The organism is Lentiprolixibacter aurantiacus (genome assembly GCF_026241225.1).
Lineage (GTDB): Bacteria > Bacteroidota > Bacteroidia > Flavobacteriales > Flavobacteriaceae > Lentiprolixibacter > Lentiprolixibacter aurantiacus.
In genome coordinates this window covers 294,134-311,733 of record NZ_JAPFQP010000001.1, presented here as the reverse complement: position 1 = coordinate 311,733, position 17,600 = coordinate 294,134, and the positions used below count along the sequence as shown (strand labels likewise).

Sequence of the window (17,600 nt, the reverse complement as noted above, 5' to 3'; positions counted from 1 at the left end):
GGTTCCTGTGATCTTTCTCTAGGAGATGAAACCATAACCTATTGCGATCAGGCCCACCAGTAGGCAATACAGGGCAAAATAGGTGAGTTTACTTTTCTTTACCAGTTGGATCATCCAGGCACATGCAAAAAGTCCCGCGAAAAAAGCTGCGAGGAATCCAGAGCCAAGAATAATTAGATTGTCGTCTTCCATTGAAATATCCCCGCTCCATATGTCCTTTACCATTTTGCCGATGATCAGGGGAACAACCATTAGAAAGGAAAATCGTGCTGCTTTACTCTTGTCCACACCGAGTAAGACAGAGGTGGAAATGGTAGCTCCGCTACGTGAAATTCCGGGTAAAACGGCAATAGCCTGTGAGATGCCAATTACCAGGGCATTTAAATTGGAGACAGATTTATTGGTGTCTTTCGCCTTGTCCGCAAGGTAAAGTAATAGTGCGGTAACGATCAGCATATAACCAACCAGGGGAACATTGCCGCTAAAGAACTGTTCCATCTGATCCTCGAAAAGGATCCCCAGTAAGGCTGCCGGGATCATGGAAATTATAATTTTCAGTGAAAATCGGGTTTCTTCGTTCCATTTAAACTGGAATAATCCTCTGAAAATGTCCCAGACATCTTTCCGAAAGATAACAACTGTGCTCAATGCCGTTGCAAAATGCAATACTACGGTAAACAAAAGGCTTTCCTGTGGGATGGACTGGTCTCCGAGAATGGCTTTTCCCAGTTCCAGGTGTCCGCTGGAAGATACGGGAAGGAATTCGGTAAGGCCCTGTACAATTCCCAGCAGTATGGCATCTAAGACATCCAAGTTATTTAGACTTCTTCTTGTGAGGATTCAACAATATGGCATATATCTCTATTCCGAGCCCGATCAAAACCAGAGTAGGAGCAAGCCTGATGCGCCTGAAGTTGTATATGTCCGGGCTAAAAAAATTGGGATCGTCGCTGCCACCGCCACTCATCAGAATGAAACCAAGGGAAATGAAGATCAACCCTATGAACATGAACAGGTAATTCTTTCTTTGAAAAATGAATTCTGCCTTTGGTTTAGCCTCCTGTTGATTTTTTTGTTTTTTCATTGGCCAAAATTAATAATATAAATCATCAGTTCGCAGGTTCAGGAAACGCTGGGTGGCAAAAAATGTGCTGATCAGGGAAATAACTATGCCCAGGGCAAATACAGAGGCAAATAGGATGCCCAGCATAAGGATATCCTGTGTAAGGTTGAGTTCTGGGAAGTACTGATCAAAATAATACAGCACAATGGCCAGTCCTCCAACAGCAATAATCGCCCCGAACATACCCAGTTTAATGTTGGTCCATATGAAAGGCCTGCGGATAAATCTTTTGGTGGCACCTACCATTTGCATGGTTTTAATGATAAACCTTTTGGAATAGATGGAAAGCCGTATGGAGCTGTTGATCAAAAGAACGGCAATCAACGTAAAAGCAGCACTGGCCACAAGGATCCATAAACTCACCCGCTTAACATTTTCAGTCAGCAAGGCAATCAGCGGTTGGTCATAACTCACTTCTTCTACATAGCTCAGGGTGCTGAGTTCTTCTGCTATAGTGGCAATCTGCTCGGAATCTACGAAGGTGGCATTGAGTTGCAGGTCAATCGAATTTCTCAACGGGTTATACCCAAGGAAATCAATAAAATTCTCCCCGATTTCAGTGCTGTGTAATTCGGCAGCCTCTTCTTTTGAGACAAACCGGGTAGACTTTGTATACTCTGCCATGGCTAGCCGCTTTTCGAGCTGATCTATTTCTACCTGCTTAGCTGCATCTTTCAGGAAGACGGTAACCGTGATCTGCTCCTTGAAGTGGTCGGCCAGTTTCTGGGTATTGAGTACAAGCAGCCCCAGGATCCCCAGCAAAAAAAGAACCAGTGATATACTAAGGGTTACCGAAAAATATGAGGTAATTAATTTACGTCTTTGAAACCGGTCAAAAGATTTGCTCATGATGCCTTATAATGCTGTAAAAATAGGAAAGTAAATCGAATAAACTTATTTTTGCGGTTGACTGAAATTCCGGGGTTTGCCCCGGGTTAGGATTCCACAAAACCATGTGATATGAAGTATAACTTCAGGGAAATAGAGGCCCGCTGGCAGAAATATTGGGCAGAAAATAAAACTTTTAAAGCCACTAATGATCCGGGGCAGAAAAAGTACTATGTGCTGGACATGTTCCCGTATCCATCCGGGGCCGGCTTGCATGTTGGCCACCCTCTAGGATATATCGCAAGTGATATCTACGCCCGCTATAAAAGGCACAAGGGGTTTAATGTGCTGCACCCTATGGGCTACGATTCTTTTGGGCTTCCTGCTGAACAATACGCCATTCAAACCGGACAGCATCCCGCAATAACCACTGAGAAAAATATTAAGCGCTATCGGGAGCAGATGGATAAAATAGGGTTCTCCTATGACTGGGACCGGGAAGTGCGCACTTCGGATCCGAAATATTACAAATGGACGCAGTGGGTCTTTATGCAACTGTTTAAGTCCTGGTACAACTACAAATCCGATAAGGCAGAGCCCATAGAACAACTGGTCTCTCGATTCGAAAAGGAGGGTAATACAAATCTCAACGCGGCATGCGATGAGGATACCCCTGAATTTTCGGCCCGGGAATGGAATTCTTTCTCTGAGGAGCACAGGCAGCAAATCCTGCTTAAGTACAGGCTCACCTACCTTGCAGATACAGAGGTAAACTGGTGCCCGGCTTTGGGTACTGTACTGGCCAATGACGAAGTGGTCAACGGTGTGTCTGAACGGGGAGGGCATCCTGTGATACGCAAGAAAATGACTCAGTGGAGCATGCGCATCACGGCTTATGCCCAAAGGTTGCTGGATGGACTCGCCACCGTAGACTGGCCTCAGTCGCTTAAAGATGCACAGACCAACTGGATAGGCAGGTCTGAAGGGGCCTCGGTTACCTTTGAAACTTTTCCGGCCGAAAGGGACAGAAAAGTGTATCCCATTGAGGTGTTCACCACAAGACCCGACACCATATTTGGGGTTAGCTTTATGACATTGGCACCGGAACATGAGCTGGTTCAGAAGATTACTACAGAGGCGCAACGTGATGAGGTAGAATCCTATGTTGAGGCAACTGCCAAACGTTCAGAACGAGACCGTTTGTCCGATGTGAAGCGGATTAGCGGTGCTTTTACCGGAGCCTATGCCAGACACCCTTTTACCGGAGCAAAGATTCCGATATGGATTGGAGATTATGTGCTTGCCGGTTATGGAACGGGGGCTGTAATGTCTGTTCCCTGTGGCGACCAGCGCGACTACGATTTTGCCAAATATTTTGACATTCCCATACCCAATATCTTTGAGGGAGTGGATATTTCCGAAGAAGCTTATGCGGACAAGGCCAATACTGTAATTGCCAATTCTAATTTCCTGGATGGTTTGAATTATAAACAGGCCACCAGGAAGGTTATAGAAGAATTGGAAAAATTGGGAATGGGTAAAGGTAAGATCAATTATCGATTGAGGGACGCGGTATTCAGCCGGCAACGCTACTGGGGAGAACCCTTCCCGGTCTATTACAGGGAAGGATTACCCCAGTTGATAGGGGAAGAACATCTGCCGCTTACCCTGCCGGAGGTGGAGAAATACCTGCCAACCGAAACCGGAGATCCGCCTTTGGGCAATGCGAGCGTCTGGGCCTGGGATGTGACGAAAGCTCAGGTAGTTTCCAATGACCTTATAGATAACCAAACCGTATTTCCGCTGGAATTGAATACAATGCCCGGATGGGCCGGGAGTTCGCAGTATTTCAACCGATATATGGATCCATGGAATGATGATGAGATTTATTCCCAGGATGCGATAAATTACTGGAGGGAAGTGGACCTGTACATCGGAGGGGTAGAACATGCCACAGGCCACCTTCTGTATTCCAGGTTCTGGCAAAAGTTTATGTTCGATCTGGGGATTGCCCCAGTGGATGAATATGCATGTAAATTGATCAATCAGGGGATGATCCTGGGAACAAGTGCTTTTGTTTACCGGGAAGAAGGCACCAATAGGTTGATCTCCAAAGGTTTGGTGGGAGATGCTAAAGTTGCTCCTATTCATGCGGATGTATCCCTGATCAATGCTTCGGATGAGCTGGATATTGAAGCATTTAAGCAATGGCGCCCTGAGTTCAGTGACAGTGAGTTTATTCTGGAAGATGGCAAATACCTTGTGGGCCGGGAAGTTGAAAAAATGTCCAAATCCAAATACAATGTGGTCAACCCTGATGAGATATGTACAGATTACGGGGCCGATGCGCTGAGACTTTATGAAATGTTCCTCGGGCCTCTGGAGCAGGCCAAGCCCTGGAATACAGCCGGGATCACAGGAGTATATGGGTTCCTGAAGAAATTATGGAAGCTCTACCATTCCGGGGCCGACGGGAGTTTCTATGTGGAGGAAGGAGAACCGGATAAGACCGCCTTGAAAAGTTTGCATAAAACCATTAAGAAAGTTGAGGAAGATATCGAGAATTTCTCCTTCAACACCTCGGTTTCAACCTTCATGATCTGCGTTAACGAACTTTCTTCACAAAAGTGTAGCAACAGGGAAATCCTGTCTGGCCTGTCTGTTCTTATTTCCCCCTATGCGCCCCATATTGCTGAAGAACTGTGGCATAAACTGGGCCATACCACCTCAATTGCAACCGCACCATTTCCTGTTTTTGATGCGAAGTATCTGGTAGAAGATACCAAGGATTATCCTATTTCCTTCAATGGAAAGTTGCGCTTTACCCTTGAACTTCCCCTGGATATGAGCAAAGAAGAAATTGAGAAAGTGGTTATGGAGCATGAGAAAACCCAGGCTCAATTGCAGGGAAGGACTCCTAAAAGGGTTATTGTTGTTCCGGGCAAAATTGTCAATATCGTTGGCTAGCCTGTACTGAAGAAACGCTGCTTAAATAATTTTAATTCTATAAATCCTTGCCAGGGGTAGTATAATCCTGCACCTTTCCTTTTTAGTGGTATGGCTTATTTAAAGTATATTTTATACATACACACCCCCTAATTATAAGGGGGTGTGAACAAAAAAATAGTAGTTTTTAAACTGTTACCCCTGCATTTTATCGATTAATTTCGTTTTTTTGTTTCAAACTAAACAATTTTAACTTCTAAACTAAAAACTGAACAAAATGATTGTAGGGATTCCTAAAGAGACCAAAAACAACGAAAGCAGGGTTGGGATGACCCCTGCCGGAGTGCTGGAACTAACCCATAAGGGCCACACGGTTTATGTACAATCTGGTGCCGGCATAGGTAGCGGATTTACGAACGATGTTTACGAAAAATACGGGGCGGAAATCCTGGATACGATTGAAGAGGTATACGCCAGGAGCGAGATGATTGTCAAGGTTAAGGAACCTACTCCTCCTGAATACCCTCTGATAAGGGAAGGGCAGGTAGTCTTTACCTACTTTCATTTTGCCTCCAGCGAAAAGCTTACCAGGGCAATGATAGACAGCAAGGCTATCTGTATTGCCTATGAGACTGTGGAGGATACTGATGGCACGCTTCCCCTGCTGACCCCTATGTCTGAGGTTGCGGGCAGGATGGCCATACAACAGGGGGCCAAATATTTGGAGAAACCGGTAAAGGGGAAAGGTGTTTTGCTTGGTGGTGTTCCCGGTGTTCCTCCGGGACGCGTACTTGTGCTGGGTGCCGGAACAGTGGGGATCCAGGCTGCCAAAATGGCGGCTGGCCTGGGGGCTCATGTTACTATACTGGATGTGGATATGAAGCGTTTGCGCTATGTTAATGATATTATGCCTCCACATGTAATGACCCAATATTCCAGTGAATACAACATCCGTAAACATGTTCGTACCCACGACCTGATTGTTGGGGGTGTTCTCATCAAAGGAGCTAAAGCGCCTAAACTTATTACAAGAGATATGCTGAAAACCATGCACCCGGGTGCGGTTATTGTAGATGTGGCTGTAGACCAGGGGGGCTGTGTGGAAACCAGCAAACCCACAACCCATGAGGATCCCATCTTTATCATCGACGATGTAGTCCATTATTGTGTGGCCAATATGCCGGGCGCAGTTCCCTACACTTCTACCCTGGCACTCACCAATGTAACCCTGCCTTATGTACTGTCGCTTGCTGAAAAAGGGTGGGAGGAGGCCTGTTCAGATGATATGACCCTGCAAAAGGGCCTTAATATAGTAAACGGGGAAATCGTATACGATGGACTGAAATCAGTATTTCCTGAAAAACTTGAGATGGCTTAGTAGTACAATCTGTCAGTTTTTAAAGTCCCGCCATTTTTTGGCGGGATTTTTGCTTTTAGAAATTGTATTTTTATAATAAACGCAGAGAAATTATGATGTCCTATTATATCTTAATTGGAGCCATTGCACTGATCAGCTGGTTGGTTAGCAGCAGGCTAAAAAGTAAGTTTAACTACTATTCCAAAGTGCATCTTCGCAATGGAATGAGCGGGGCCGAAATTGCAGAGAAGATGCTTTCGGATCACGGCATATACGACGTAAAGGTGGTCTCAACTCCGGGAATGCTCTCGGACCACTATAATCCCAGGGATAAGACAGTAAACCTAAGTGAGGGAGTATACAGTCAGCGAAACGCCGCCGCTGCGGCCGTAGCAGCCCATGAATGCGGGCACGCGGTTCAGCACGCCACGGCATATGAGTGGTTAACCATGCGTTCCAAACTGGTGCCTGTGGTAAGTGTAACTTCCAGCCTGTCTATGTGGGTCGTATTCGGTGGACTTATGTTAGGTGCCGGTGCAGGACTTGGGCTTGGCTTTTACATTGCAGTTGCAGGGCTTATAATGATGGGGCTGGCAACTATCTTCAGCTTCATAACCCTTCCGGTGGAGTATGATGCAAGTAACCGGGCGCTTGCCTGGTTGCGCAGCAAAAACATGGTTACTCAGGAGGAGTACAAAGGTTCTCAGGATGCATTGAAATGGGCAGCCCGAACTTATCTTGTAGCCGCTATCGGATCCCTGGCTACCCTGGTTTACTGGGGGTTGCAGGTCTTTGGAGGACGTGACTAGCCAACCTGGCTTATAGTATTTAGGTTCCCTAAATGCTGATCTGACGGTCAATTTGCTGGGCAAGGGAAATAAAGGTTTCCGTGCGGGAAACCCCTTCTATCTGCTGGATTTTCTTATTCAGAAGCAACATTAAATGTTCATTGTCGCGGCATAGGACCTTGATCAGGATAGACCAGTCCCCTGTAGTGTAATGGCACTCCAGAACTTCGGGAATCTTTTCCAGTTCCTTGACTGCTTTGGGATTGCTCATGGCTTTATCCAGGTAGATCCCAATATACGCCATGGTCCGGTAGCCCAGTACCCTGGGGTTGATCACAAATTTTGAGCCAGAAATAAGGCCTGATTTTTCAAGCTTTCTGAGGCGCTGATGTATAGCTGCACCGGAAATGCCTATATCTCTCGCAATTTCAAGGATAGGGGTACGGGCGTCCTCCATGAGATGCCTGAGGATCCGTTTATCTATTCCATCTAATTTCATTAATATGTTAGGCTATTACTAGTTTATTAAATTAAATGATAAGCGAAAGGTACTATTTTTATAACAAATGTTAACTCGCTACTGAGTCAGGATTATATCCCAGATAGGGAACTTGATATTCCTGGAAAACAACATCATGGGAAGCGAGCTCTTTGAGTATGGGTTCATATACTTCTTTCCTTATGGGGATCTGCACGCCCGGTGTTTTGATCCTTCCATTAAGGATAGCCAGGGTAGCTATAGCAACAGGCAGGCCTACCGTTTTTGCCATTGCCGTATAGGTGCGGTCCTCCCCTATAACCACCATATTGGCATCTATTTGTTTTTTCTGACCCTTAAGTTCATAACCAAACTTATGATACATCACAATCATATCCTTTTCGTCTTCGTTCAGGGTCCATTTTTCTTCCAGTATTTTCTGCAATAACTGGGCTGGGGTAGCATTTTTAAGGGTAAAGAATTTATGGGGATTGAAAAGGTCCAGTTCAATCAGCTTTTCCCACATAATGTCGTCCTGGTCAATTTTCAGGTAGTGTCTTAATTTCAACTCCACCGAATCTGTGGGAGAATAGGGAAGGAAGAGGTTCGTAAAATCACGATAAGACATGCCTTCTGAATTTTCAATCACATACTGGTCATCTGTCATTCCCAGCTGTACAAACATGTTCCAGGCTTTTGAAAAACCAACACGCCGCATGGTACCCCGGTACAGGGTTAACACGTCCTTCAGGCCATAATCTTCACGGTAATTGAGCGAATCCCTATTAGGATAGGCTTCAAATTTGCCATATCCGGGAATATCCAGAAACTCTGTCCTGCGGAACAACTTATGGTATGGGATATATTTATAGGTGCCTTCCTGTATAAATTTAGCTGCTCCCCCCTGACCAGCCATGACAACATTCCTGGGGTTCCAGGTGAACTTGTAGTTCCACAGGTTATTATCGCTTTCAGGTGCAACCAGCCCGCCGGTAAAGGACTCAAACAGCAGCATTTTACCTCCCTTATCACGAATGCTATCAATGATTTTCATAGCACTCATATGATCTATTCCAGGATCCAGGCCTATTTCATTCATGAATACAAGCCCTTTTTCCTTTACGGCATTATCCAGGGCCCGGATTTCTTTGCTGATGTAAGAAGCAGTAACCAGATGCTTGCCAAAGTTGAGACAATCTTCAGCTACTTTGATGTGGAACCTGGCGGGTAACATGGATACCACAATATCTGCCTCCTTAATACAGGAGATCCTCTGGGAATCGTCCATGATATCCAGAGGGATCACTTTGCATGAAGGGTGCGAACTTACAAAGAAGGGAACATTTTCAGGGTTTAGATCTGCCACATGGAGCTCCAGTTGTTCCGAGTCCGATTTTTCAAGGAAGTAATTCATCAGGTAGGCAGTTGATTTGCCCGCCCCGATGACCAGTATTTTTCTCATTCTATTATCAACTGTGATTATCTTTGACTACCTGAGCTAAGGTATCAAATTGTGATATTTATAAGAAAACTTACCCTTTAAGTTATGAACAAAACAATATTTCTCGTGGGAATTCTATTTGGTGTTATGGCTATTATTTTAGGAGCCTTTGGCGCCCATGGACTGGAAGCCGTGCTTGCCGGGTCTCAGTTGGACACTTTTGAAACGGGTGTGAAATATCAGATGTACCATGCCCTGCTTCTGTTGATAGTATCACAACTAAAAGGGATATCGGCTAAATATCTGAAAACAGCATTCTACCTCACGGTCTTTGGGGTAGTGTTTTTTTCTTTCTCCATTTACTTTCTGGCTACCAATGACCTCACTGGATTTGATTTCAGGGCTATCGGGTTTGTTACCCCCATTGGCGGACTGCTGATGATTTCGGCGTGGGTTCTTCTGGGGATAGGGGCAGTCAGATTCAAGTCAGCCGGCAACGACTAACCTGGAAGCTTAAGTTTCTGTAAGGAACAAAAAACCCCGGTGCTTACCGGGGTTATGAATTATTTTTTGTTGACGTTGGTTATGTATTTCTGAAGGGCCATCGTCATGGAAGGTGTTTCCGGTGTTGGTGCCTTAATATCGATCCTGAGTCCGGCATCTGTGGCCGTTTTCATTGTGGAATTCCCAAAAACGGCTATGCGGGTATTGTTTTGTTCAAAATCCGGGAAGTTCTTCAATAGTGACTCGATTCCGGACGGGCTGAAGAAAACCAGTATATCGTAATACACGTTCCTCAAGTCCGAAAGATCGCTGATCACTGTTTTGTAAAAAATACCACGGGTCCAGTTAATCCCAAGATCATCCAGGGCATTTGGTATAGTCGTTTTAAGCACATCTGATGAAGGCAAAAGGAATTTTTCATCCTTGTATTTCTTAATCAAAGGAATCAATTCATTGAAGGTACGCTTGCCCACATAGATCTTGCGCTTCCGGTAAACCACGTATTTCTGGAGATAGTAGGCAACGGCTTCAGACTGGCAGAAGTACTTCATAGTATCCGGCACTTTGAAACGCATTTCCTCAGCAATGCGAAAGAAGTGATCTACAGAATTTCTGCTGGTAAGGATAATGGCAGTATAATCGTTGAGATCTATTTTCTGTTGCCTTACACTTTTTGCATCAACGCCTTCAACATGGATAAAAGGCCGGAAATCTACTTTAACCTTTTCTTTTTCAATGAGACGCAAATAGGGAGAGTTCTCCATTTTAGGTTCTGGCTGGGAAACTAAAATTGTTTTTACTTTCATTTACCTTAGGCATTTAGATAGTGAGCAATGATCACCAGGGGGCTAATTTCAAGTGCGCAAAGGTACAAAATAAAATAGAAAAAGTAGGAAAGAATGAATTTTTGCCTGCTCTTGATTATATTGACCCAGCCCACGATATTTATTAATAGAATCAGTACAAAACTTATATAAAATACAGTCAATGCTCCCGGATCTATATAGGTAAAGATCACATTGGCAATCAACATTACGCCACCGCTGTAATTCAGGTAGGAAACTTTTTTAAAGATAAATTCCGAGATGATTCTGAAATTGTCGAAAACCACCGCATTCCCAAGTTGCAGGATGATCTTGGTAAGAAAGAAAATAAGCACCAGCCCAAGTATCATCAGAAAGGAAAGCGGGGATAAATCCCTATCAGGCCCGTTAAAAATATTCACTATCCAGAAAAGGTAAAGGGATAAATTCAACAACTGGAAAACCGTCAGGAAGAGGTGAAAACCATGGTTCAACCGATCTTTTTTATTGTATAAAAAGACATATTTGCTGTTGAACGGAAGGATGACAAAGTTGGTGAATCGTATGGAAAATAAACGCTTTGCAATAACCAGAATAAGCAGGCTTAGCAGGATTATAGCGGTAATCCAGTCCAGGGAAGTGACGCTTCTGTAAATTGGGTCCATTACCTGATCTTTACGTTATTGCCATTGAGCCCCCAGTGCAAACCATTTTCAGAAAGTGTTATTTTAAAGTAAGAGGGATCTGATGTTTTAGGAACAGGCCTTTGGAAATAGAAAAGGGTGGTATCCCGGGCTTTTAGCACATTTGCTCCAACTTTGTCTGCCCGTACTTCCATGGGAATAGTTTCCTTTACCTGTTTGTAGGAGTTGAGGTAGGTGATGCCAAACCTGATCTTGGTTAGCGGAATGTCTTCCGGATAAGGATTGTAAATCATGAGCCCTGTTTCGCTGCCAATCGCATAGTCCCCTTCCGGGTCCACCATAGCCTCTAACCTCCTGAACGATTCAAAGTCTTCGATGAACCTGCCGTAAAAAAGGGTCCCCTTCGCATCTTCAAAACTAAAATCGCCGGAATTGACATAGCGACTGATATAGGCCACTTTTTTTCCCCGAAATTTCTCTTCCGAATTATCAATGGAGTATTGGTTTTTTCTGAACATGATGTTGTTCAGAGTAAAAGACGGTTCTCCAGAATAGAAACCAAACATGGAAGCCAGACGATAGGAATTCTCGAAAACCACTGGAGCACCTCCTGCCTTTTCCTGAACTTCTTTCACCCATTCTTTGTTTCCATGTGTTTCGTAAACAATCGGGAATAGAGGCTGATATACCAGGCCTATCCGCAAAAAAAACAATATTGCGATATTGGCAATCCCAGCGCGGTAAATCCATTTTCGGGAATTTGCATTATGGATCATGTATTCAAAGACAAGTAGTGCCATAGGGACACAAATCACGATTAGCCACTGGGTCTGAATCCTCCTCTGAATACTGGAAACCAGGAAGAATAACAAGACACCATAAGTCAGAAAAACCAGGGCTCGTGAAAAGAGGTCTTTAGGCCTGCTCCTGAAAAGCGCCAGGTATACCCAGGGAAAAGTGAGGCCAAACAGGACCACCAGGTTCAGAAAATACCCCAGGGTAAAGTCATTAAATTCATAGGCACGGTTTGGGCGTTCAAAAAGGTGGTAGTTAACCGGGATAAAATCATTTTCAAACAGCCATACCAAATGAGGGGTGTATGCTGCAAGTGCAATCAATACGGCTAGCCATGCCCTTGGATTTAGCACAAGGCGGATGTTGGACAGCAAGACAAAGAGGATGACCAGTATTGCGTGATATTTGCTGTACATCAGGGCTGCCATGGTAAGTCCCAGTCCAATTGCAATGCCAATCCCCGGGTTAGTCAGAAATCTCTTGTAAAACCAGAGGAACAGAGCAGTAAAAAAAAGCAAAGGTGTATCAGGAAGCATAAGGAACCCATAAGCGTGGAACAGTGTCATGGAAAAGAGCAGCACAAAAAAATGCGGCACAAATTGGTTCTTTGCTTTATTACTAATACAGTCCCATAACAGGATTGGTGTTCCTACGGCCATCAGGCAGCTAAAAAGCCTAAGGCCCAGTTCACCTTCAAAAAGTAAACTGCCGGCTTTGATCAGTGCCGCTACCATTGGTGGATGGTCAAAATAACCCCACGCCATATTGCTTGCGTAATGCCAATAGTAAGATTCGTCAAAGATCAGGGGAGTAACATGCGCCTGAACCAGGTTGATCAGAAGGACTGCACCTAACAAAAGAAGAAATAATCTGGGCAGTTTTGATATCATGCTTTCCAATTCTTCCTGCCAAAATTACAAAGAAGCGGGCAAATGTATTTCAGGGAAACCTAAAATGCCGGTTTTACAGCTGAACATTCTATAAAGTAGTACTTTTGCTAAAATTGAATAAGCCCTATGTCTGATAGCTTAGTGATTATACCAACCTATAACGAGATTGAAAATATTGAGGCGATTATTAGGGCGGTGTTTGACCTGAACAAGGACTTTGACATACTTGTGGTTGATGACAATTCACCTGATGGCACAGCGGCAGCTGTTACCGCCCTGCAGCAAAAATTTCCCAACCGTCTTCACCTGGAGCAGCGGGAAGAAAAATCCGGACTGGGGGTAGCCTATATCCATGGTTTCAGGTGGGCTCTGAACAGGGACTATCAGTACATCTTTGAAATGGATGCCGATTTTTCCCATCGTCCATCGGACCTTCCCAGGCTATACCGGGCATGCGCCAATGGGGCAGACGTGGCGGTAGGGTCCCGGTACAAACGAGGCGTTAATGTAGTGAACTGGCCATTGCATCGTGTTTTGCTGTCCTATGGGGCTTCCTTCTATGTGAAATTGATTACCGGTATGCGCGTCCATGATCCCACGGCTGGGTTCATTTGCTACAAAAGGCAGGTTTTGGAAGCTATACCACTGGATAAGATCAAATTCATCGGATACGCGTTTCAGATCGAAATGAAGTTTCGGGCCTATAAAAAGGGATTTAAGATCGAAGAGGTTTCTATCATCTTTACGGACCGGGAAAAAGGCAAATCGAAAATGAGTTCTTCTATTATCTGGGAGGCTGTATTTGGTGTAATCAATATGAAATTTCGGAGTATTTTTAAAAGAAGTGGTTTTTAGATATGGATAGTACATTGATCAAAAACGCCCTTGTTGTTAATGAAGGCCAAAAGTTTGAGGCGGATGTTCTGGTCAGATCCGGAAGAATTGAAAAAATAAGCGGGCAAATCCCGGCTGCCGATCATTCCGTAGTGGATTTGCAGGGAAATCTTCTGCTCCCCGGTATTATTGATGACCAGGTGCATTTCAGGGAACCTGGCCTCACGCACAAAGGGGACATAGCTTCGGAAAGCAGGGCGGCAGTAGCTGGCGGGATTACTACGTATATGGAGCAGCCCAATACCAATCCGCAGACAACCACCCTGGAAAAACTGGAAGCTAAATTTGCGCTTGCCGCCGGTAGGTCGTCAGCGAACTATTCCTTTTTGTTCGGGGGGACAAACGACAATCTGGAAGAATTAAAACGCCTTGACAAAAAAAGTTGTTCTGGAGTGAAGCTATTTCTCGGGTCCTCAACCGGGAATATGCTGGTAGACGATGAGCAGGTACTGGAAAGTATATTCAGCAATACCGAAATGGTCATATCTGCCCACTGCGAGGATGAAACCACCATACGGGAAAATATGGAGCGTTATCGGAGCAAGTATGGAGACGATATCCCCGTGCAGTACCATCCCCTCATTCGCAGTGAGCAGGCTTGTTACCTGAGTTCTTCAAAAGCCATCGCCCTGGCCAGAAAAACAGGTGCACGGCTGCATGTATTTCACTTGTCTACCGGAAAGGAAATGGATCTTTTTACCAATGAGATCCCCCTTGAGGACAAACAAATTACCGCAGAAGTCTGTATTCACCACCTCTGGTTCAGTGATGAAGATTATAAGGATAAAGGAACCCTCATTAAATGGAACCCTGCCGTAAAAACAGCAACCGACCGTGATGAACTTTGGAAGGCCCTGCTGGATGATCGTATAGATGTTGTTGCTACAGACCATGCGCCACATACCCTGGAAGAAAAAAGCCAGGTCTATACCAAGGCACCTTCCGGAGGGCCACTGGTTCAACATGCCCTCCCTGCTATGCTCGATAAGTACCATGAAGGAGTTATTGGTCTGGAGAAGATTGTGGAAAAAATGTGCCACAACCCGGCCAGACTTTTCGATATTGAGAAACGAGGCTTTATACGTGAAGGCTATTATGCAGATCTGGCAGCAGTAGACCTCAAGGGCTCCTGGAAAGTAAGCAAAGAGAACATCGCCTATAAGTGCGGATGGTCTCCTTTTGAAGGACATCAGTTTAAATCCAAAGTTACCCATACCTGGGTTAATGGCCATTTGGCCTATCACAACGGGAATTATTCCGAGCAGCGGAAGGGGATGAGATTAACATTTGACAGGTAAATGAAAAAATTCCGGTATTTAGTTGTGTTCCTAATTCTGTTCGGAGCCTGCAACGAAAAGGTTATTGAAAAACCCGAGGATCTTATTGCCCGGGAGAAAATGGTAGACATACTTTTCGACCTGGCCCTGATCAATGCAGGTAAGGCCATTGACCCAAATGTGATGGAGGAAAATCAGATTGAACCCATGAGCTATGTCTACGCCAGGCATGGGATAGACAGTGCGCAATTCGTTAAGAGCGACTTGTATTACGCGGCAATTCCCTCGGAATATGAAGTTATCTATACCCTGCTTGAAGAACGTCTCGAGGCGGAAAGGCTTCGGCTGGATGAGGAGAGGGTACAGAAGGCAAAAATAGATACCACCGGTTATGATGTTCCTGAAAAGGTTCGAAAAGACATTATGGAGTGATACCTACATCCCTCTTGTATAGCATACAACAGTGGTTTATGGCCTTTTCCATATCCTCGAATTGATAACCCAGGGTATTTTTGATTTTTGCATTGCTGTAAGTTACCGGGTGTTTCAGTGACTTTGCCTGCTCCCGGCTAAGCCTCCTCCTTTTTCGTCTGATAACACATCTGAGCCAGTCCAGTCGCCATAGTATTTCAAGTTGCAGGTTGCTCAATTTTTTCACTGGTTTTTTCAATTCCAACCCTGCCGCCATTTGTTGCATCACGGTTTCAAAAGAAAGGTTTTTACTGATCAGTATGTATCGCTCACCCTGAATATCTGAATCCATTAGCCCGGTCATGATTTCTATGGTGTCCTTTACTGTGATAAATCCCGTGCCTCCTGGGGGGAAATATTTTGGGGCTTTTGCCGCTGCCCTGAAGAGTGATCCACTTCCCTGGTACCAAAAGCCAGGTCCGATTATTACACCGGGATTGACAATCACTACCGGGACTCCTTCCTGTGCCCCCCGCCAGACTTCCATCTCGGCCAGGTATTTCGATAACCCATAGACATTGGCGGCGCCAATCCATTCGTTCTCTTCCGTAATGGGTGTTTTGCCATCGTTGTGTGAGAAAGCAGCAATGGAGCTTACGTAACACAGCTTGCTAATGTTTAAGGCAAGGCAGAGGTTAACCACATTGGCAGTGCCTCTCACATTTACGCGTTTCAATTTCCTGAAATCCCGTGGGTCAAAAGATATAAGAGCAGCACAGTGATAAACATGGGTGATCCCTTCAAATGCTTTTTCCAACTGGGGCAGGTTGAGTATATCGGCCTCTGCCCATTCTATTTTCTCAAATAAACGGGACCCTTCGGGATGTTCCGAAATGAACAATTTTCGGACTCTTTCCAATTTACTGCCGGACCTGAAAGTAGCCCTGACCGGCTCCCCGCCCTGAGTCAGTTTTAACAAGAGGTGTGCCCCCACCAAACCCGTTCCGCCCGTTACTAGAATCATGGATCAAAGGTACTTATTAGACCCGACATATTTTAAGGCCATAGGAAGCCGGATAGGGAATTCTTTTATCTTTGCACGAATTCATTTAGAGAAAGACCATGGTGAAGAATTTTGTTCAGGAGTTGAAATGGCGCGGCATGCTGCACGATGTTATGCCGGGAACGGAAGAACACCTCTTAAGCGGAATGCAATCGGCCTATGTAGGTATCGACCCAACAGCAGATTCCCTTCATATTGGCCATCTGGTTGGAGTTATGATGCTGAGGCATTTTCAACTCGCCGGGCATAAACCCATTGCCCTTATCGGCGGGGCAACCGGGATGATAGGCGATCCGTCCGGGAAATCCCAGGAAAGGAACCTGCTCGATGAAACCACACTGCGAATGAATCAGGAAGCCATCAAACAGCAGCTTTCACGCTTTCTGGACTTTGACAGCGAAACGGATAACGGGGCGTTACTGGTCAACAATTACGATTGGATGAAGGGGTTCTCCTTCCTGGATTTTATCCGGGATGTGGGCAAGCATATTACAGTCAATTACATGATGGCAAAGGATTCCGTAAAAAAGAGGCTATCTGCAGACGCGAAAGAGGGTATGTCCTTTACGGAATTCACCTACCAGCTTGTTCAGGGCTATGATTTTCTGTACCTCTTCGAGAACCTGGGCTGTACCTTACAAATGGGTGGCAGCGATCAGTGGGGGAATATCACCACGGGGACAGAACTTATCCGGCGTATTGGCGGAGGGAAGGGATATGCCCTGACCTGTCCTTTGATTACCAAGGCCGATGGCACAAAGTTTGGCAAGACCGAAAGCGGGAATATCTGGCTTGATGCACATCGCACTTCTCCCTACAAATTCTATCAGTACTGGCTGAACACCTCCGATGAGGATGCAGAGAAATACATTAAGATCTTCACCTTTTTGAACAGGGAAGAAATTGAAAACCTGATACAGCAGCATAAGGAAGCCCCGCATCTCAGGGCACTTCAGCGCAAACTCGCTGAGGAGGTTACCGTGGCCGTGCATTCAGAAGAGGATCTTCAAAAAGCAGTTAAGGCCAGTGATATTCTTTTTGGCAAATCTACCTCGGAAGACCTTAAATATCTTGATGAGGATACCTTTCTGGAGGTTTTTGACGGGGTTCCCCAGGCAAGAATTGCCAGGGCGGAAGTAGTTTCCGGGCTGGATATGATTGGGGCCCTTGCTGCAAAAACAGGGTTCTTAAAATCCAATGGTGAGGCCAGGAGGGAATTAAAACAACAATCCATTTCTGTTAACAAGGAAAAGGTATCTGAAGACTACGCCCTTGAAGAAAAAGACCTGATTAACGACAAGTATATTTTGCTCCAACGAGGCAAAAAAAATTATTACGTTCTGATTGTGGAATAATAC

17 protein-coding genes are annotated in these 17,600 nt (G+C 45.1%); 8 read left to right on the top strand and 9 right to left on the bottom strand.

Features of this window, described 5'->3' with window-relative positions:
- Positions 1–18: 18 nt before the first annotated feature.
- From OO016_RS01340 to OO016_RS01330, 3 genes are read right to left on the bottom strand one after another with little or no spacing between them, the layout of a single operon-like run.
- The gene (locus OO016_RS01340) at positions 19–813 is read right to left on the bottom strand and encodes an undecaprenyl-diphosphate phosphatase (protein WP_266010226.1); all 795 of its coding nucleotides are present in this window, start codon (positions 811–813) and stop codon (positions 19–21) included.
- A 1-nt stretch (position 814) separates the two neighbouring features.
- Entirely contained in the window at positions 815–1,084 is a 270-nt protein-coding gene (locus OO016_RS01335; protein ID WP_266010225.1) for a DUF3098 domain-containing protein, read from the bottom strand.
- A gap of 9 nt (positions 1,085–1,093) precedes the next feature.
- Positions 1,094–1,972 carry a cell division protein FtsX gene (locus OO016_RS01330; RefSeq protein WP_266010224.1) on the bottom strand — a complete coding sequence of 293 codons (879 nt, stop codon included), beginning with the start codon at positions 1,970–1,972 and terminating at the stop codon, positions 1,094–1,096.
- 111 nt (positions 1,973–2,083) lie between these two features.
- Between OO016_RS01330 and leuS the strand changes: the two genes are divergently transcribed.
- The 3 genes from leuS (at position 2,084) to OO016_RS01315 (ending at position 7,063) form a co-directional block, all read left to right on the top strand.
- Positions 2,084–4,918: a leucine--tRNA ligase gene (gene leuS / locus OO016_RS01325; protein WP_266010223.1), complete on the top strand. Its 2,835-nt coding sequence runs from the start codon at positions 2,084–2,086 to the stop codon at positions 4,916–4,918.
- Positions 4,919–5,174: 256 nt separating this feature from the next.
- Positions 5,175–6,275, top strand: coding sequence for an alanine dehydrogenase (ald, locus tag OO016_RS01320; RefSeq protein WP_266010222.1), 1,101 nt, complete (start codon positions 5,175–5,177; stop codon positions 6,273–6,275).
- A gap of 92 nt (positions 6,276–6,367) precedes the next feature.
- A complete protein-coding gene (locus OO016_RS01315; RefSeq protein ID WP_266010221.1) occupies positions 6,368–7,063 on the top strand; it encodes a zinc metallopeptidase in 696 nt (231 codons plus the stop codon).
- A 28-nt stretch (positions 7,064–7,091) separates the two neighbouring features.
- Here OO016_RS01315 and OO016_RS01310 read toward each other — a convergent pair whose 3' ends face one another.
- Positions 7,092–7,541, bottom strand: a complete 450-nt coding sequence (locus OO016_RS01310; RefSeq protein ID WP_266010220.1) for an Lrp/AsnC family transcriptional regulator — start codon at positions 7,539–7,541, stop codon at positions 7,092–7,094.
- 70 nt (positions 7,542–7,611) lie between these two features.
- Positions 7,612–8,982: a saccharopine dehydrogenase family protein gene (locus OO016_RS01305; protein ID WP_266010219.1), complete on the bottom strand. Its 1,371-nt coding sequence runs from the start codon at positions 8,980–8,982 to the stop codon at positions 7,612–7,614.
- An 84-nt stretch (positions 8,983–9,066) separates the two neighbouring features.
- Between OO016_RS01305 and OO016_RS01300 the strand changes: the two genes are divergently transcribed.
- Positions 9,067–9,465 carry a DUF423 domain-containing protein gene (locus tag OO016_RS01300; protein WP_266010218.1) on the top strand — a complete coding sequence of 133 codons (399 nt, stop codon included), beginning with the start codon at positions 9,067–9,069 and terminating at the stop codon, positions 9,463–9,465.
- Positions 9,466–9,524: 59 nt separating this feature from the next.
- Here OO016_RS01300 and OO016_RS01295 read toward each other — a convergent pair whose 3' ends face one another.
- The 3 genes from OO016_RS01295 to OO016_RS01285 are packed head-to-tail and all read right to left on the bottom strand — an operon-like array spanning position 9,525 to position 12,597.
- Positions 9,525–10,271: a uroporphyrinogen-III synthase gene (locus tag OO016_RS01295; protein ID WP_266010217.1), complete on the bottom strand. Its 747-nt coding sequence runs from the start codon at positions 10,269–10,271 to the stop codon at positions 9,525–9,527.
- Positions 10,272–10,276: 5 nt separating this feature from the next.
- On the bottom strand, positions 10,277–10,933 hold the full coding sequence (locus OO016_RS01290; protein WP_266010216.1) for a DUF4271 domain-containing protein: 657 nt from the start codon (positions 10,931–10,933) through the stop codon (positions 10,277–10,279).
- Positions 10,933–12,597 (bottom strand): ArnT family glycosyltransferase, encoded by a 1,665-nt coding sequence (locus OO016_RS01285; protein WP_266010215.1) that lies wholly within the window; start codon positions 12,595–12,597, stop codon positions 10,933–10,935. Before OO016_RS01285 ends, OO016_RS01290 begins: the two co-directional genes overlap by 1 nt.
- Before the next feature lie 126 nt (positions 12,598–12,723).
- Between OO016_RS01285 and OO016_RS01280 the strand changes: the two genes are divergently transcribed.
- From OO016_RS01280 to OO016_RS01270, 3 genes are read left to right on the top strand one after another with little or no spacing between them, the layout of a single operon-like run.
- Positions 12,724–13,452, top strand: coding sequence for a polyprenol monophosphomannose synthase (locus OO016_RS01280; protein WP_266010214.1), 729 nt, complete (start codon positions 12,724–12,726; stop codon positions 13,450–13,452).
- 2 nt (positions 13,453–13,454) lie between these two features.
- Positions 13,455–14,789: a dihydroorotase gene (locus tag OO016_RS01275; RefSeq protein WP_266010213.1), complete on the top strand. Its 1,335-nt coding sequence runs from the start codon at positions 13,455–13,457 to the stop codon at positions 14,787–14,789.
- On the top strand, positions 14,790–15,200 hold the full coding sequence (locus tag OO016_RS01270; RefSeq protein WP_266010212.1) for a DUF4296 domain-containing protein: 411 nt from the start codon (positions 14,790–14,792) through the stop codon (positions 15,198–15,200). It begins immediately after the preceding gene.
- Here OO016_RS01270 and OO016_RS01265 read toward each other — a convergent pair.
- On the bottom strand, positions 15,190–16,203 hold the full coding sequence (locus OO016_RS01265; protein ID WP_266010211.1) for an NAD-dependent epimerase/dehydratase family protein: 1,014 nt from the start codon (positions 16,201–16,203) through the stop codon (positions 15,190–15,192). The two genes, OO016_RS01270 and OO016_RS01265, sit on opposite strands and share 11 nt — an antisense overlap.
- Before the next feature lie 98 nt (positions 16,204–16,301).
- Between OO016_RS01265 and tyrS the strand changes: the two genes are divergently transcribed.
- Complete coding sequence (gene tyrS, locus OO016_RS01260) at positions 16,302–17,597, top strand: tyrosine--tRNA ligase (RefSeq protein ID WP_266010210.1); 1,296 nt, start codon at positions 16,302–16,304, stop codon at positions 17,595–17,597.
- Positions 17,598–17,600: the final 3 nt, after the last annotated feature.

Coding starts and splice junctions, on each gene's coding strand:
- OO016_RS01275 (WP_266010213.1), top strand. CDS start 13,455: ATGGATAGTACATTGATCAAAAACGCCCTTGTTGTTAATGAAGGCCAA.
- OO016_RS01300 (WP_266010218.1), top strand. CDS start 9,067: ATGAACAAAACAATATTTCTCGTGGGAATTCTATTTGGTGTTATGGCT.
- OO016_RS01290 (WP_266010216.1), bottom strand. CDS start 10,933: ATGGACCCAATTTACAGAAGCGTCACTTCCCTGGACTGGATTACCGCT.
- OO016_RS01265 (WP_266010211.1), bottom strand. CDS start 16,203: ATGATTCTAGTAACGGGCGGAACGGGTTTGGTGGGGGCACACCTCTTG.
- OO016_RS01285 (WP_266010215.1), bottom strand. CDS start 12,597: ATGATATCAAAACTGCCCAGATTATTTCTTCTTTTGTTAGGTGCAGTC.
- OO016_RS01330 (WP_266010224.1), bottom strand. CDS start 1,972: ATGAGCAAATCTTTTGACCGGTTTCAAAGACGTAAATTAATTACCTCA.
- tyrS (WP_266010210.1), top strand. CDS start 16,302: ATGGTGAAGAATTTTGTTCAGGAGTTGAAATGGCGCGGCATGCTGCAC.
- OO016_RS01315 (WP_266010221.1), top strand. CDS start 6,368: ATGATGTCCTATTATATCTTAATTGGAGCCATTGCACTGATCAGCTGG.
- leuS (WP_266010223.1), top strand. CDS start 2,084: ATGAAGTATAACTTCAGGGAAATAGAGGCCCGCTGGCAGAAATATTGG.
- OO016_RS01335 (WP_266010225.1), bottom strand. CDS start 1,084: ATGAAAAAACAAAAAAATCAACAGGAGGCTAAACCAAAGGCAGAATTC.
- OO016_RS01305 (WP_266010219.1), bottom strand. CDS start 8,982: ATGAGAAAAATACTGGTCATCGGGGCGGGCAAATCAACTGCCTACCTG.
- OO016_RS01280 (WP_266010214.1), top strand. CDS start 12,724: ATGTCTGATAGCTTAGTGATTATACCAACCTATAACGAGATTGAAAAT.
- OO016_RS01270 (WP_266010212.1), top strand. CDS start 14,790: ATGAAAAAATTCCGGTATTTAGTTGTGTTCCTAATTCTGTTCGGAGCC.
- ald (WP_266010222.1), top strand. CDS start 5,175: ATGATTGTAGGGATTCCTAAAGAGACCAAAAACAACGAAAGCAGGGTT.
- OO016_RS01310 (WP_266010220.1), bottom strand. CDS start 7,541: ATGAAATTAGATGGAATAGATAAACGGATCCTCAGGCATCTCATGGAG.
- OO016_RS01295 (WP_266010217.1), bottom strand. CDS start 10,271: ATGAAAGTAAAAACAATTTTAGTTTCCCAGCCAGAACCTAAAATGGAG.